Here is a 16659-nt window from a genome sequence, read left to right as displayed (position 1 = left end):
CCGAATGCCAGCAGCACATAGGCGCGATGCTTTTATCCTGAACAAAGCAGCAAATAATGATGTCGATTGGGGAATGCCATAAGCCGCAGAATGAAGCGGAAAACAATCACGCACAAAGAAGATTTCAGTATAAACCCAATGTTAGTAACTGCAAATATACACATTTTATTCGGTTATTCCTAATTCTCCGGTCCCAATCGTGATGGGACCGGAATTGCCAGATAGCGCAATCACTTAACGGCACTATCCAAATCGACCTTCTCTATCAGTTCCTGATCCTGCCAATAAGGTATTACCTTTAGATGTTGCAGCCTTCCTACTATTATGGCAGGGTGAGTACAGAACTTCTCAGCGAAGTAACGGATAGATTGAAGAGTGTAATCTCCGGATTTTATAATCTCTGCTTCTTCAGAGGGAGAAAGGAGTATTTTCGATGCAAAAGTATCAGCCTCATGTTCTTTTTCTAATTGTTTATCCGTATAGTCTATATTTTCTAAGAAAATATCTTTCTTACCATGCAGCAAAATATGACCCACTTCATGGAAAAATGAAAACCAAAATATATCATTACGTTTATGACGCCCGGAAAGTTGAATACAAGGAGTATCATTCAACCAACGAGTAGCCCCATTGATAGGAGCTTTAGGCAAACAGGGAGTATATATAAGCTTTATACCTGCTTGTAAGCAAAGTGTCTGCAAACGAATAGCAAAATCTTGTGGATGAGTAGCTATAAGAGTCTTCATTTGAGGTATAAGTTCTTTAAGAGATTTCTCTGAATATACAACGTCTTGTTCCAAATTGGCAGCTTGCAGTTCACCTTGTCTAAGCCAGGCCGAAATTGCGTAAGGTTCTTTTGTTTTGGCTAAAGAAATTCGAAAAGCAACTTTTAATTGCTGATTAAAGTAATAATCTTCCCAAGCCCGAGAAGTACTAACTCCAAAAAAAGAAAATAATTGAAAAACCTTTTCACGGACTGTTTTACAAGGAGCCAGCCAGCCTTTTTTAACCATATCCGCAATAGGGAACAACATTGCCCACTCTGCGGAATTTTGAATTAATAGTTCTCTTTTCTGCCGGGCAATATATTCGTCATAAGCACGTTGCTTATTCATCCAAAAATGTGCCGGAATTTTCGTAACAGTTTCGAATGCCACAGACATATCAGAGGTAATGGCACTATCGCCCTTAATGACAGCGATAATAGTCTTCTCCGGTTTAGACGTGCGAACAGCAAACTCTTTGACGCCCATGCCCATCTCTTCTAATTTATCAGCCAATGTTTCACCTGGATGAAATACAACTGAAGGGGTGTAATTATTGATTGTTGTTGCCATATCCATTATTATTTTCCGTGATAATTACTTATTTGTACAATTTCTATTCCTTTAATTTGTACCCAAATATATTTTCCATCTTTATCAGTGGGTATTGGTTTCTCAAGAGGTTCAAAGACAAGACGATAAGGTTGGTCCAAATCACATGCCCATTGCCCTTTCCGGTCACCAGTCAATTCGTGATAATGCCCGGGCAGATTTCGAACATCCTCAAGAGTTTCAGCAGCGGATAAATCCCCAATCCTTTTAAAGAAGAGTTTCGCTCTTATTTCTCCCTGTTCTTTCCGGCATTTACGATAGTCTTCTGCTTGTTTTCTGAGGTCTTTATCCAAGAACGCTATTTCCACGCTTTTTGTTTTATATTTAAGTTACATTTTGTGTTAATTGAAATCACACGCAAAGATATATATAATATTTTAATATACACCATATGTTATTTAAATATATATAAATCCAATCTGTTTTTTTATTTACTGATTTCTCAAGAGGCTCAAAGATATTATATAAAAACAGCCGGAATCACCTGTTACGGTAATCCCGGCTGCCGCCTAAAACACGAATAACCGCCGTTACCCGTTTCCCGTAACAGACCACAACAGTCTGCTGCTTCTTTCTATCTCCTGCAATTTCATCGCCAAATCGTCATCCTCCTCCATCGAAAACGATTCACTGTATCGCATCACCTTTGTATCCTCCCTGCCCGAACAGAGATATGTATACCACTCCTTTTTCAACAACATACGGCTGTAATTCAACGCTCCGTCACCATTGTAACCGAACAAGGAATATAGATTCAGCATCAGCCTGCATCCCGATTCCCGCAAGTGCAGATAGTCTTCCGTTCCCCAATAAAGTGAACGTTCCGGTTGCATCAGAACAGGGATATAACCCGACCGGCAGATGGCATGAATCATCTCACTGAGTCCTTCCGGCTGTTGTAAAGGAGACACATCTACCAGCAACTCCTTCCCCCCTCCTATCGCCAACAAATCTCCTTTCTCCAACAAAGCCGGAAATCCTTCATCCAAACGATATCTTGCCGACAAACGCAGAGAGATATTACCGGAGTATTGCTGCTGTAAATATTGAAAGGCATCTTTCAGAAAAGAAGAGGCATTCCCTTCATTTTCCACCTTTACCGGAGGTACACAGTAGATCTGCCTGACACCTTGCTGTTCAAGATAAACCAACAATTCCAACGCCTTATCCCCAGGTAAAGCCCATGCATCCGTATTAAGTAGTAAATAAGGCTGAAAATCGGTATGTACCAAAGAAGAGAGAATCATAAATTTAAATCTTTCAACCGAGGATGCCTGCTGTCCTTCTCCGAGAGAATCACACGATCTGCCGGAATACGCCAGTCAATACCTAAATCCGGATCATCCCAAGCAATGGCACCCTCACTATGCGGAGCATAAAAATTATCACACTTATACTGAAAAACAACTGCCTCACTCAATACACTGAATCCATGTGCCAACCCACGGGGAATGAAAAATTGACGATGATTATCCTCCGTCAACTCTACTGCCACATGTTGTCCAAATGTAGGAGATCCTTTACGGATATCAACAGCTACATCCAATACCGCTCCTTTCACTACACGCACCAATTTACTCTGAGCAAAAGGGGCCTGTTGAAAATGTAAACCACGAAGTACACCATAACTCGATTTACTTTCATTATCCTGGACAAACGTAGTCTTGCATACTTTTTCCTCAAACTCCCTCTGATTAAAAGATTCAAAGAAATATCCCCGGTCATCTTTAAAAATACGGGGCTCAAGGATAACAACCCCATCGATAGCAGTCTTTATTACATTCATTTCAAACCAAGTTCCTGTATCACTTTCAACAAATACTGTCCGTACTGGTTCTTCAGCATCGGCTTTGCCAATTCACGCATCTTATCGGCACTGATCCAACCTTGCCTCAAAGCAATTCCTTCCAAACAAGCTACTTTCAATCCCTGACGCTTTTCTATCACTTCAATAAAAGTAGATGCTTCACTTAAAGAATCATGCGTACCGGTATCCAACCAGGCAAAACCACGACCTAACAACTGAACTTTCAGTTCCTGATCTTTGAGAAATTCCTGATTCACTGTCGTTATCTCCAATTCTCCGCGTGCAGAGGGCTCTATTTTTTTTGCTACTTCCACCACCTTATTCGGATAGAAATAAAGCCCTACCACTGCATAATTAGACTTCGGTTCTTCAGGCTTCTCTTCCAGACTCAAGACATTTCCTTCTTTGTCAAATTCAGCCACTCCATAACGTTCCGGATCACTTACCCAATAACCGAACACCGTTGCCTTCTGTTCCACTTCTGCCATGCGTACAGCTTCATTCAGCATACGGGTAAAACTCTGCCCATAGAAGATATTATCTCCAAGCACCAAACAGACCGAATCACTCCCAATGAATTCCTCACCAATAATGAATGCCTGAGCCAAACCATCCGGAGAAGGTTGTTCCGCATACTCTAAACGTATTCCGTAATCAGAACCATCTCCCAGTAAACGTCGGAAAGCAGGAAGATCATCCGGAGTAGATATAATCAAGATTTCACGGATACCGGCAAGCATCAACACCGAAACCGGATAATAAATCATCGGTTTATCAAAAATAGGAAGAAGCTGTTTACTAACTCCTTTGGTGATGGGGTACAGACGAGTACCGGAACCACCGGCTAAAACAATGCCTTTCATAAAGTTACTATCATTTCCACAATATTATCTAAGTAATTTCAAATAGACAAATTCCCGAACCTTATTTGGAATCAAACGAGATACAAACCTTATTGTTACATTTCGAAATAATTCGTAACAATTAATAAACCCCATTCTTGCAAACTCTCTTTGTAAATTCAATTCGCTAATTGCATATTTTAAACCTCCACGTCGCTTAAACATCTCACTTGAAAACCTAAATGCTAGAAGACTCTCTTGAACATTATAAAACTTCGCGCCATTCATCAACATCCTAACCCAAAGATAATAATCTTCAAATAATGGAAAATGCCTATATCCGCCCGCAGCAAATACTGCATCCTTTTTAAACATCACAACTGGATGATTAATAGGACATCGTTTCTTTGCATAAAGATATATTTCATTATGATATTCCGGAAGTTTTCTTATAGAAACAACATTTGAAGAAACATTTTCAAATTCGCTAATCCAAGCACCAACTACATCCAATTCCGGATACTTTTCAAATACAGTAATTTGCCTTTCAAATCTGTTTGGAGTTGCAATGTCATCAGTATCCATGCGAGCAACAACATCAAAAGTACAATACTTCAATCCGACATCTAAAGCCTTACCTAAACCCTGATTCTCAGACAAAGCTAAAATTTTAAACAAACCAGTATATTTTCTCACATAAGAATCAATCATTCTATCTAAATCAATAGATAATTGACCGTCCTTTACTAAGACTAACTCATCAGGTAATCTACTTTGGTTCAAAATACTATCCAAACTCTGCTTCAAAAAAACAGGATTTTCTTTATAATATACAGAAAGTAATACAGAGAACTTCATCATTTCAATTTTCTTATAGCACGTACCAAACAGTTATGTCCCTTTCGCCCAAAAGCATAGTATAAAATTTTGTGCATATTTCTTTTAAGAGAATACTTCAGCCCCCGTTTTATCCACTTTCCATCAAAATGATGAATACAAAAGGTACTATCACTTATATCTATCTTGCCAATATTATAATCTTTAGGTGAAAAATAATAATATGGTTTAATATCAAATGCCTTTTCTTGAATAATTCTATTTAGTAATAAAGGCACAGGCTTAGTATCAAACGAACCATCTTCTTTCACAAAAGGACGATTTGCATAGTAATCTAAACAAGCTTTCACCCAATCTGCACCTTTTTCAGCTCCAATAACAGCAGCTTCAATGTCTCCACTAGCTTCTTCTCCCAAAAATTGCTTTTCAATCAAAAGCGATTTAAAATCTTTAAGCACCTCAACATCAGCATCTAAATATATCCCTCCATAATGATACAAAGCAAAAAAGCGGATATAATCTGCGGCAAAAGCATACTTCTTATTTTCATAAGCTTGCTTTAACCACAAATTAGAATTAACATCAATCTGCCTTGTATCCCATAATATAAATTCATAATCGGACAAAATGTTATGCCAAGAATTNTCATAATCGGACAAAATGTTATGCCAAGAATTAATACACTTATTTATTAAATCAGGAAATGGATCACCACTCAACCAACAATAATGAATAATCTTAGGTATCATGTTTAATAAAAGAAATTATATAATAAAATACAAAAAGAGTGCAGAGAACTATATTAAAATCTAAAATATATAATAAAAAAGGCACAACATCTTTTTTTGAATTATAGAACATTCTATAAAAGTAATTTTTTAACATTCCAGCAAAAAAACCAGAAAAGATTATAGACGCAAAACCAAAATCAGCAAATGAATATGCTAACCCAAATGAAGGCATATACCCATCACTTGAAAACTCTGGATAAATAGCATAATTTAATAGTGCAAAACCAAAATCTTTCGGTTTTGACTCCCATATGAATCTAGGAATAACTTTATACCACGAACTTAATGCTATTTCTCCATAATAATAATCCATTTTCCCAGAAACAAATAGTTCTAAAGCCATAGTCTGTTGTCTATAAACATCAAAATAAGAAAGAGCGGTGTCAAAAATATTTTTATTTTGATTTTGTAATGTTTGAGAGAAATGATAAAATAGCAAAAGAACAAATACCAAAATAAAAGAAATAAACAATACCTTATAGTTTACTCTCTTATATTCTTCGTACATTGTCACCAAAATAATCATAGTGCTAAGTATAGCCATTTTACTCCCCGAAAAGAATAAAATAAAAATCAAACAAATAAGCACTATAGTTATTTTACGTTTCCACACAAAAAGAATAATTATCAAGATTAATAATAATGTTTTAAATACTTCATAAAAAGATGCATAAGCAGAAAAAACTACTTCCTCATAAAATTCCCTTAACCCCCTAAATGATATACCATATTTTAAAAGCATAGGTAATAAAGGAATAAATATTACCACAGCCAAAACAAAAGAACAAAAAACTATAATCTTAGTATTTTTAAAAGAATAAATCTTTAAATATGGAATTTTAAAGAAAGTACCTAAATATAAAAACAGAATATAAAGTAATATAACAACATCTGAAAGTAATGAATCTTCTCCATCTCCCAATATAACTAAAATAATCTGTGGTATAGTCAAAAAAAGTAATGGGTACTGAAGAGATAAAGTAAAAGGATTAAAAAAAGTCTTATATCGTTTTATCGAAAGAAAAGCCAAAAAAATAATAAATAAAAAGATAAAAAAAAGCATTTCGTATGATATCTTTATACAGTAGTATTACAATATATCAAAGAATAGCATTTCTTAATGCATGAATATATTCCAAACCATACCTCAAATCTGGTTCCATATAATTACCTTCTCCCCACTCATTCCATGATTTCAAAAACACAATTCTGTCTTCTATTGGCTTACATTCTACTCGCTCAAGTACTTCTTCAACATGCTTTTGAAACAATTTAGGAGATGAATTAAATAATACGTAGCCCGCATTTCCACTACGGGGTGTATGATCCCAATTAGGAATTAACGTTGGATAAATATTAGTTTGATATTCTTCTTCTCCCACAAAACTATGATAAACATTTTTATATAAAACACCTCTAGGAACTCCAGTTACAAGAGATATAATTTTTTCATATACTTTTACACAAAAATTCCTTCTATAACTAGCACTCCATAATCTAACTATATTAATTCCATCTAAACCGAATGACAAAGCACTATCAATATCAATTTGAGATGGATTCTTCTTAATTTGTCCAAGTTGTCCTATAAAATAAATACCTGTTAATCCATTTTCTATCGCTAATCTTTGCCACTCTTGAATAAACTCTCTTATTCCGATAAAATCAAAAGGCCTATATATCATAAAAATAGGCTTTCCATCAATCTTTAAGTAGCGTTTATCCTTAAATGCCGGCAATAATTTATAAAAATGTTTCTCATTATCTTCCTTTCCTAAATATTTTTGTTCAACTAAAATTTGTTTAGAAAAAGAATTACCACTTTTACTCCAAAATTTAGAATGCCATGATTCGTTAGCCCAACATAAGCAAAACGGAAAATCTGGTTTTCCTAACTTAAGCACCTCATTAAAAGGAAGCTCCAACTCTTGTCTTCCATCCCCAAACCAATAATGATAATAACAAAACCCTTCGATACCTGCTTTCTTTGCCAATTCAGCTTGTGCCTCACGTACCTCTGGCAATCTTAAATCATAATATCCTAAATCCGCAGGAACTTTAGGCTGATAATGTCCTTTAAATAAAGGTTTTGCCTTACCTACATTTGTCCATTCTGTAAATCCTCTTCCCCACCAAACATCATTATTAGGAGTTGGATGAAATTGAGGTAAATAAAATGCTATTACACGTGCTTTCATAAATTCAATCACAATATATTAGTTTACATTTTTATAACTCGAGCTGGAATACCAGCAGCCACACTATAAGATGGTATAGAATGAGTAACTACACTTCCTGCAGCTATTACAGCTCCCCTCCCAATAACAACATTGGGTAATATACAAACATTCTCTCCTATCCAAACATCGTTTTCAATAACGACGCGACCTTTAGAAAATAAATTTCTTTGCTGTGGCTCCTTTAATAAATCATCAATAGTTGTATTTCCATGAGCATGATCTGTTATCAAAACATTACTCCCTACAAGTACATTGTCACCAATAATTATCTCATTTATAGCACCAATATGACATCTGAAATTAAAACAGACCTTTTCACCTATTATAATTTGGGGTTTAAAACTATGTTCCAAATAATTATCCCAACATTCAATTCTTAATCCCGGACGAGAAAAAAAACTTTTAAACTTAATGTATTTATGCCCCTTTATAGAGAAAGGGGTTTCGATAAAAGCTTTCCCTTTACAACCTGTTAAAACAACAAATCTTAAGCTCTCTAGTAAATTTCGTAAATAGCAACAGAACTGAGAAAATCGATATGGAAAAATAACAAATGATATTTTGGCCATAAATAATAAACAAGGATAAATTTTATCTTTCATAAGTACACACACTAACACACTATATTAAAACTTTCTGTAAAAATATTTAATCAATCTCCTAAATGGAACCAACAACCAAGCATAAATACACATTAAATAATAATCGACAACAGAATAGTATATACTAAAACTTTGTCTTCTATCAACAACTTCAAAGTTATACTTTGATGTCTTTTTAACAATCAATTCAAAATACCATGCAGATAAAAAGGTCAGTAATTCCATTTTTACCTTTATAAATGTTTTATTTTTAATTTTTTTCTCTCTTCTTAGTGAATTTAATATATCTAAATAATCAACAGCAAATATTTGAAACAAGTTATACCCGCCCTTTCCTCTTTCATCTTGCATGTTTTGATATTTTTCATCACATATTATATATTGGCTTTCCGACCTAAGATTAAATAATAAAGATACATTAGGAAACATCTCATTCAATTCTAACCGATCTATTTCTCCTACATCAATATCCCATATAGAGATTCCCGCACTCCAACTCGACCAATAAGACAATCTATTTATAAAAGAGTCTAAATTAGAACATTTCAAAATAGTTCCCACATCCAATTGATTATCTGAGAAATAAATAATTGGTTTAGAATTCATATATTCTTTTATAATAGCAAGCCATCTTGCTATTGTTCCTGGCAATATCATACTACGATGATTAAGCATTTTCCGGAATACTCCTCTGCCTAACTTTAAAGCAGTAACTAAATTAAGAAAGCCTTCATCTCTTGTTTGCACATATCTCAAATTATCACACTCATAAGGACGTAAATCACTGAGCAATGTACTATCAATATCATTATCTGTTATAACGACCTCAAAAAGAGACTTATCTATGCCTTGAGAATAAATAGCATCCAAACAAGGTAGTACCCATTGCGAAGCACCATTAGTAGGGATGCATATTGACAACAACAACCCATTCATCATTATTTAAAATAATTCAATAATTCAACCACATGCTTTACTTCATCCAAAGACATAACTGGACTAATAGGCAGAGATAATTCTTCATTATGAATTTGATCAGTTATAGGAAAATTTAATTTATTCCATTGATTATAGCATTCTTGTTTATGTGGTGGTATGGGATAATGTATCAAGGTCTGTACCCCTTTGTTATTCAAATACATTTGCAATTTATCGCGTTCCTCACACAATATAGGAAATAAATGATAAACATTAGATTCTGTTGGTAAAATAAACGGAAAATGTATTCGTTCATTTTTTATATGCTCAATATAATAACAAGCAATATTTTTACGATAGTCATTATCCAGGTCCAGATATTTTAATTTCACATCCAGAACTGCCGCTTGGATTTCATCCAACCTAGAGTTACGTCCCCGATATTTAAACACATATTTCTTAACAGAACCATAATTCGCTAAAGTTCTAACAGCATCAGCCAAGTCTTTATCTGATGTTGTAATAGCTCCTCCATCCCCTAAAGCTCCCAAGTTTTTTCCCGGATAAAAACTATGTCCAGCCGCATCTCCCAAAGATCCAGTTCTTCTTTCTCCAAATTTACAACCGTGTGCTTGAGCATTATCCTCTACTAACTTTAGATTATATTTAGTACACAATTCTCCTATTTTATCAGTATAAGCACAACGTCCATAAAGATGTACTAATAGAACAGATTTAGTTTTGTCCGTAATAGACTCTTCTATCTTAGAGTCATCAATTTCCAATGTGTTAATATCTGGTTCTACCAAAACAGGGACTAACTTATTTTCTGTTATCGCTAAAATAGAGGCAATATATGTATTAGCAGGTACGATTACTTCATCTCCTTCTTTCATTATTCCCAATTCAATATAAGCGCGATAAATTAAAATAAGTGCATCCAGTCCATTAGCACAGCCAACCGTATAATTTGTGCCAATATATAAAGCATAATGCTCTTCAAAACGTCTAACTATATTACCTTGTAAATACCAACCTGAATAAATTACATCATTCACTGCAGATATTATTTCGTCCGAGTTCTTTTCTGTAATTTTTTTTAAATCCAAAAATTTAATCATAGTATATTTTTATTATTTAAAAACTCATCATAACTTCTAATGTAATCAGCCTCTTCAAATCCATGAGAAGCCAACACTAAACAAATAGAGCCAGAGGAAAATCCCTGTTCCTCTGCCCAAATACCAGGAGGAATATGTAAACCATAAAAAGGACGATTCAGTAACACTGTTCTCTTATTTATACCATCATCCAACACCACTTCAAAACTTCCACTTGCAGCGACCAATAATTGATGACAGTTAATATGCGCATGAGCACCACGAGCCTCTCCACCTGGAATATCATAAGAATAAAAAATCCGTTTCACATCAAATGGCACATGAATATTATTATAGACATATGTAAGATTCCCCTCCTTCTCAATGTTCTTTTGAAGATGATAAAGAGAGCAATCAAAAACTGTAATCATCTGCTTTCTATGCTCCATCGTTTAAAATCAGTATAATCCATTATATAATCATCAATATTATAATCAGTCGAAGAAAGTATAAGTGCTAAAGAATTTGTAGAAAAATTACTCATAGCCCTCCAAAGACCTTTGGGTACTAAAACTCCTAAATAAGAACGGTTTAAGTGAAAAACACAAGAATGTATCCCATCGTCCAAGCACACATCAAAGCTTCCTGATAAAGCTACTATAAATTCTTCATTCTCTTTATAAGCATGTCCTCCACGTTCAACCCCGCCAGGAACATCATATATCCAATATGCTCTCCGTATCTTAAAAGGTATCTGTTTAAACTCTTCTATAATAGATAAATTACCTCTTGGATCAGCTATTTTAGGTAATTGAATTATGCGAGCACTTTCACATCCCATATCTAATCTATTTCATTTAAAGACAATTTTAATTTCATCAGAAATCTATATATCATTCTATTAGACGTCCGATTCTCCCTTTCATGAAAGTAAAAATAATCCAGCTTTTTTTTAGGATTTTCTTTAAAGAAAACATCACTTTTCTTACGTTTATTATCATATATATTCCAAGCTTTACTCCAATAATGATTAATTTGTATCGTAGATTTTTCCAATTCCTTCGTAGGGCCCCAGAATAAATCCTTGGGAACGAAATATCCAAATTGATTAACTGGAGGTATTTTAAAGTTTATAGGACCGAGTGTTACTTTAACCCATGGAGAATGATGGACTGCGGCATTATCGAATGACACAATATCATAATTAGTATTAATAAGACATTTCCCAACATGATACAAATAATCCCAACTAATATTATATTGTTCAATAACCAACGAATCATAATCATGCTGTAGTTTTCCAGACGTACCAAACATCATCCAATAAATCAAAACGACAGGATATTTTTTATATGATTCTAACCATTCTTCCAATGTATCTGCATATTTAGGACAAAAAAATTCATCTATATCCAAAAAGGAAACCCAAGATGTCTCATCTCTAAAGTTCTCATAGAAATGTTTGTAAGCTTTCATTTGAGCTTGTGGATAAGGCCATTCAATTATGGTTACGATTCCCAACTCTATATATGGCTGAATAACTTCTCTAAAATCATCACTTGAATCATTATTATATAAATAAAAATGTTCAACTCCTACTATTTTATGAAATTCAATCCATTCCTTTAAAAATGGAGCTTCATCTTTAAAAATAGCGCATAAAGAAATAGTATACTTTTTAGTTCTAAAAACGTTGCTATTTACCAACTGAAGAACAAATGGAAAGACTAAATTATAAAAGCATGTTACAAAAAAGTTATAAAGTTTTTTTAATATTCGTTTCATTAAAATAATCAATTAATTATTTACATATTCTTTAATACAGTACGAATTTCTTGCACAACTGGATCACGAAAAAGATATAATAACAAAGTATATACAACACTTACAGCAACAAAGGAAAATAAAATTATTAAAGCTAAATTTGAAAATAGAATAGTAATAAAATAGCCTATCAATCCAGCTACAAACGCAAAGAACATATATCTCAAAATATCAGAAAACTGCAATCGATAAGTATAAGCTAAAAGCTGCTTAGAAATACTCATATTGATTGTATCAGCAATAACAGCAATTAAAATTTGTCCTACGACAATTCCTATAATTCCACCTTGAACTGAAATTAAAATAATGATTAAACTAATAGGTTTCTTTATGAATTCCAACTTTAAGATATAGCCAGTACGATTTAAGACCTGCAGCAAACATAAATTCAAGTAAGATACAGGAGACCATAACCCAGCAAAGACCAACATTTGAAATAAAAAGATAGATTCACTCCATTTATCTGTCCATAAAAAGATTACAATTGGTTTTGCAGCCAAAATTAAAAATGATGCAAGAGGAGCCATTAAACACATTATCATTTTTATATATTTTCTGTAAACTAATAAAAGAGTATATTTATCGTCTTGAACATTGGCCAATACAGGAATAGTCACCTTCTGAATGACACCAGCACAAATCATATCCGGCTGACTGGCTAAACTTCTTGCCTTTGTATAATATCCCAACTCCTGTTTACCAATGCATTTCCCAATCACAATAGAGTAAATTTCATTAAAAACAGTTCCTATTAAATTAGCGCCTACCAATTTAGAACCAAAACTCAAAAGATAATTAAATGAATCTTTACTAAAACCTGTTATAGGCCTCCATCTAGCAAAACACCAAAAAAGAATTGTTTTAATAAATGTATATCCTACTGATTGAATAGCTAATGCGTATACTCCAAATCCCTTGTAAGCTAAGTAAATAGCTATTATGCCCATAGGTATTTGAGAGCAAAGACTTATTAAAGTCTGCAACTTTATATTCAGTTCCGCTGTTAATATAGCATTCTGAACAATACATAAAGAATTAAAGAAAACATTTAAACCAATTATTCTTAATAAAGGTATTAGCAAAGGATCCTCAAAATATGTAGCTATAAAAGGAGCTAAGAAAAAAAGTAGCACATATAAAAAAATCCCAACTACTACATTGAAATAGAAGGCTGTTGAAAGATCAGATTCTGTTCTGTCTAATTTACGTATTAATGCGTTAGAAAAACCACCTTCAATTAAGACATTAGAAACAGCAATAAATATTGCAATAATCCCAACAAGCCCATAGTCGGCCGGAGTCAATAGACGTGCTAAAACAATGCCAATAATAAAAGTTACAAATTGTGCCCCCAGTCTATCAAAAAGGCTCCAAATTACTCCCCAAAATTGCCGATTATGTTTTACTTCCATTCCTAATATGGAATCAAAATTCCTATGGCATCTTTTACAACTTCAACAGCAGGTGACATACGTGGTGTCCAATTAGAATCTGGTTTATTATATTCCTCACCATAATATGCCTTCAAATACTCGTCATAATTGGATGGTACATTCACGTCTATCCCTAAAAAATTATATTTAGATATTCCAGTAAAAGGAGTAATCACTCTCAATACAGTTGAAAGGTATTGAAAATGATCATTATCCCATAAACAAGTATGAGTATAAATTCGATTAGTTCCTGGAATTTTATCAAAAACAAAAATATCTATCAAAATATTATCTTGAATAAAAGTCAATTCAAAACCTCTTTCCTGGCAATTACCAGTAGTATAGAGTTCTATTTTTCGCATTTTTTTAAATCCAAATTGACGCAATGCACTCTCTACTTTATCAAAATCAGTATCAATAGAAACCCCTACATCAATATCAGTATCATAAGATATAAAATTATTGTCGCGTATAGCACCTAATAAGGTTCCAAAAGCCAACCAATAATCGCATTGAACTGATTCCATAGCTAAATGAAACTTTTCAAAAATATTAATTCCATTTACAGACAAGGATTCCGTCAAGGATTTTTCGTATTTTTTCTGTTGATATCTTCTTAATCTACTTCGTAGTATATTCAACAATTTTCTCATATTTCAATTTATTAATGATTTAAGTAATTCAGTTCTAATTTCATCTGTGCACTCTACAGGATTGTTAGTTAATCGATCAATATTAACTTTATCCAAAAGAAAAGACACTTTACAATCTTTCATCCTTTTACAGGAAAATAAACCTATGTTAGCTAAGTAATTTTTCCAATCAATATTTTTATTATCCAATATTTCAATCAGAATTTCCATTTTTGAATTATATTTCATACTATCGACTTCTTTTTTCAAGTCAATCCCAGATAGATTCAACTGAAAAAAAAATGGAAAGGTTAATGCAACTGCATGTCCATGTGGCAAACCATAATAAGTAGTAAAAGGATATGAAAAAGCATGAGGAGCGGTAGTTTTTGTTATATTAATTGCACGCCCCGCCCAATAAGCGCCTTCAGAGATCTTCTCCCGCACATCTTCTGTCGGAGCATTCACTACCAATTCCAAATTAGGCCAAAGCAGCTTTACAGCTTTTATCGCATATTCATCAGATTCACCTGTAGCGTTCACATTCCAGTAAGCTTCAATAGCCTGCGCCAACGCATCAAAACCTGTACAAGCACTTAAGTATTTAGGAACATTAAAAGTAAATTGAGGATCAACAATAGCAATATCAGGCAACACATCCTTATGAGCCACTGAATATTTCACTTTCTCCATATACAAAACCGCAAAATGTGTAGCTTCACTTCCCGTTCCTGCTGTTGTTGGTATAGCAATTAGAGGAATTAAAGGCTTTTTTCTTTGATAAATATTCTTTTTCTTATCACCAGAATAAGAATAAAAAAAACGCATCAGTTTAGCCATATCTATTACACTACCTCCTCCTATTGCTATAATCAAATCAGGTTGATATTTTTCTAACAGCAAGATTCCTTTATCCAAATCTTCACTTTGAGGATTCTCCTTAAAATCCTGAAAATCTAAAACTTGACATTCCAAATTAACAAAAATCGAAGATAAAGCCACTTGGGCTCCACATAATTCATACGATTTTTTTCCTCTTACCAATAATATTCTTTTAGGAACAAATTGCTCCAAAACGGAAGGCAATTCAAGTATAGATGATTTTCCCAAATATGCTCGTTGACACATACTATTGATTTAAGAAATTCATGAAAGCATCTTTATTTTGAATAGGAGTTCTCGTCGGACGTCCCAAATCTTTACGAGCTCCTTTTTTTACCTTTATCTCTAAAAGAACAGGTCCTATAGAATTACTTATCGTATTAAGAGCTTTTTCTAAAGAAACTAAATCAGAAACAGATAAAGCCAAATTATACCCACAAGCTACAGCTATTTCAGAAATATTTATTTTTAAACCAACGGTAGGTTGGCCACCTACCGAATCATGTGCACCATTATTAAATACAACATGAACGTAATTACATGGTTTTGTAGAACCTACAATCGCCAAAGATCCCATATGCATTAAAATAGCTCCATCTCCATCAAAACAATATACCATTCTACCGGATTTATGGAGAGCTATTCCTAAAGATATTTGAGAAGCATGTCCCATTGAGCCAACTGTAAGAAAGTCCTTCCCATGATTCTGATTCATGAACTCTCTATATTCAAACAATTCACGTGATATCATCCCTGTAGTAGAAACAATAATAGCATTTTCCGGCATAGAAGAAGAGACTATTTTTATTGCTTCCTCTCTAGATAATGTGAATCCATTATTTTCTAATGTCTGAGGTCTATAATCTTCAAATGTATCCTTCTGAATTACAAAAGCAAACGGTTCACGATTTGTCTCAATACAAGCTAAAGCTTCTTTCAACTGGCATGTTAATTCCGATTCATTTTTAGACAAGACCTGATTACTAATTCCCATAGAATTTAATAAAGGAATAGTTATCTTACCTTGTTTTATGTGCTGAGGTTCATCTTTCAGCCCAGGCTCTCCACGCCAGCCAATTAATAGTAGCAAAGGAATATTATAGACTTCTTTATCAGTCAAAGACACCAAAGGATTCACTGCATTACCTATACCGGAATTCTGCATATACACAAGTGGAATTCTACCTGTTGCTAAATAATAACCAGCAGCAAGTCCCACTGCAGCACCTTCATTCGCAGCAATTATATGATTATTCAAATCTGAATGATCAGTTATATATGCACAGATACTTTTTAACAAAGAATCAGGAACTCCAGTAAAGAAATCGATTTGATTTGCTTTAAGAGAATCAATAAAATATTTAGGAGTAATCAT

At 33.6% G+C, this 16659-nt stretch carries 19 protein-coding genes; all 19 read right to left on the bottom strand.

The features are described from left to right. Window positions 1–230 precede the first annotated feature (230 nt). Window positions 231–1337, bottom strand: coding sequence for an ImmA/IrrE family metallo-endopeptidase (locus JZY04_RS02330; RefSeq protein WP_032539559.1), 1107 nt, complete (start codon window positions 1335–1337; stop codon window positions 231–233). An 8-nt stretch (window positions 1338–1345) separates the two neighbouring features. Further along, window positions 1346–1669 (bottom strand): type II toxin-antitoxin system RelE/ParE family toxin, encoded by a 324-nt coding sequence (locus tag JZY04_RS02325; RefSeq protein WP_229080762.1) that lies wholly within the window; start codon window positions 1667–1669, stop codon window positions 1346–1348. A 237-nt stretch (window positions 1670–1906) separates the two neighbouring features. After that, window positions 1907–2623 carry a CpsB/CapC family capsule biosynthesis tyrosine phosphatase gene (locus JZY04_RS02320; RefSeq protein ID WP_122142521.1) on the bottom strand — a complete coding sequence of 239 codons (717 nt, stop codon included), beginning with the start codon at window positions 2621–2623 and terminating at the stop codon, window positions 1907–1909. Then, the gene (gene rfbC / locus JZY04_RS02315; RefSeq protein WP_005808170.1) at window positions 2620–3162 is read right to left on the bottom strand and encodes a dTDP-4-dehydrorhamnose 3,5-epimerase; all 543 of its coding nucleotides are present in this window, start codon (window positions 3160–3162) and stop codon (window positions 2620–2622) included. Before rfbC ends, JZY04_RS02320 begins: the two co-directional genes overlap by 4 nt. Then, on the bottom strand, window positions 3159–4046 hold the full coding sequence (gene rfbA / locus JZY04_RS02310) for a glucose-1-phosphate thymidylyltransferase RfbA (protein WP_005808173.1): 888 nt from the start codon (window positions 4044–4046) through the stop codon (window positions 3159–3161). Before rfbA ends, rfbC begins: the two co-directional genes overlap by 4 nt. 24 nt (window positions 4047–4070) lie before the next feature. Beyond that, a complete protein-coding gene (locus JZY04_RS02305; RefSeq protein WP_181996383.1) occupies window positions 4071–4883 on the bottom strand; it encodes a glycosyltransferase in 813 nt (270 codons plus the stop codon). Then, the gene (locus JZY04_RS02300) at window positions 4883–5611 is read right to left on the bottom strand and encodes a glycosyltransferase family 32 protein (protein ID WP_220577400.1); all 729 of its coding nucleotides are present in this window, start codon (window positions 5609–5611) and stop codon (window positions 4883–4885) included. The genes JZY04_RS02305 and JZY04_RS02300 overlap by 1 nt, the downstream gene beginning before the upstream one ends. Next, entirely contained in the window at window positions 5601–6716 is a 1116-nt protein-coding gene (locus tag JZY04_RS02295; protein ID WP_122142518.1) for a hypothetical protein, read from the bottom strand. The genes JZY04_RS02300 and JZY04_RS02295 overlap by 11 nt, the downstream gene beginning before the upstream one ends. 37 nt (window positions 6717–6753) lie before the next feature. Beyond that, entirely contained in the window at window positions 6754–7851 is a 1098-nt protein-coding gene (locus JZY04_RS02290; protein ID WP_122142517.1) for a glycoside hydrolase family 99-like domain-containing protein, read from the bottom strand. 23 nt (window positions 7852–7874) lie between these two features. Further along, window positions 7875–8495, bottom strand: coding sequence for an acyltransferase (locus tag JZY04_RS02285; protein ID WP_122130341.1), 621 nt, complete (start codon window positions 8493–8495; stop codon window positions 7875–7877). Between the two features lie 24 nt (window positions 8496–8519). Then, window positions 8520–9434 carry a glycosyltransferase family 2 protein gene (locus tag JZY04_RS02280; protein WP_250707150.1) on the bottom strand — a complete coding sequence of 305 codons (915 nt, stop codon included), beginning with the start codon at window positions 9432–9434 and terminating at the stop codon, window positions 8520–8522. After that, on the bottom strand, window positions 9434–10534 hold the full coding sequence (locus tag JZY04_RS02275; RefSeq protein ID WP_122130342.1) for a DegT/DnrJ/EryC1/StrS aminotransferase family protein: 1101 nt from the start codon (window positions 10532–10534) through the stop codon (window positions 9434–9436). Before JZY04_RS02275 ends, JZY04_RS02280 begins: the two co-directional genes overlap by 1 nt. After that, a complete protein-coding gene (locus JZY04_RS02270; protein WP_250707361.1) occupies window positions 10531–10962 on the bottom strand; it encodes an FdtA/QdtA family cupin domain-containing protein in 432 nt (143 codons plus the stop codon). The genes JZY04_RS02275 and JZY04_RS02270 overlap by 4 nt, the downstream gene beginning before the upstream one ends. After that, the gene (locus tag JZY04_RS02265; protein ID WP_122142515.1) at window positions 10941–11354 is read right to left on the bottom strand and encodes an FdtA/QdtA family cupin domain-containing protein; all 414 of its coding nucleotides are present in this window, start codon (window positions 11352–11354) and stop codon (window positions 10941–10943) included. Before JZY04_RS02265 ends, JZY04_RS02270 begins: the two co-directional genes overlap by 22 nt. Before the next feature lie 2 nt (window positions 11355–11356). Further along, the gene (locus JZY04_RS02260) at window positions 11357–12298 is read right to left on the bottom strand and encodes a glycosyltransferase family 92 protein (protein WP_122142514.1); all 942 of its coding nucleotides are present in this window, start codon (window positions 12296–12298) and stop codon (window positions 11357–11359) included. 20 nt (window positions 12299–12318) lie between these two features. Continuing rightward, a complete protein-coding gene (locus JZY04_RS02255; RefSeq protein WP_122142513.1) occupies window positions 12319–13749 on the bottom strand; it encodes a lipopolysaccharide biosynthesis protein in 1431 nt (476 codons plus the stop codon). 2 nt (window positions 13750–13751) lie between these two features. After that, a complete protein-coding gene (locus JZY04_RS02250; protein ID WP_122130347.1) occupies window positions 13752–14423 on the bottom strand; it encodes a LicD family protein in 672 nt (223 codons plus the stop codon). Between the two features lie 3 nt (window positions 14424–14426). Beyond that, a complete protein-coding gene (locus JZY04_RS02245; RefSeq protein ID WP_250716546.1) occupies window positions 14427–15512 on the bottom strand; it encodes a phosphonoacetaldehyde reductase in 1086 nt (361 codons plus the stop codon). A gap of 19 nt (window positions 15513–15531) precedes the next feature. Further along, window positions 15532–16659, bottom strand: a complete 1128-nt coding sequence (gene aepY, locus JZY04_RS02240) for a phosphonopyruvate decarboxylase (protein WP_122142512.1) — start codon at window positions 16657–16659, stop codon at window positions 15532–15534.

Origin of the sequence: Bacteroides sp. 11BF (genome assembly GCF_019633765.1) — a bacterium.
GTDB classification, from domain to species: Bacteria; Bacteroidota; Bacteroidia; order Bacteroidales; family Bacteroidaceae; genus Bacteroides; species Bacteroides hominis.
Note: the sequence above shows the minus strand (reverse complement) of the source record. Positions and strands in the feature narration are given on the sequence as shown.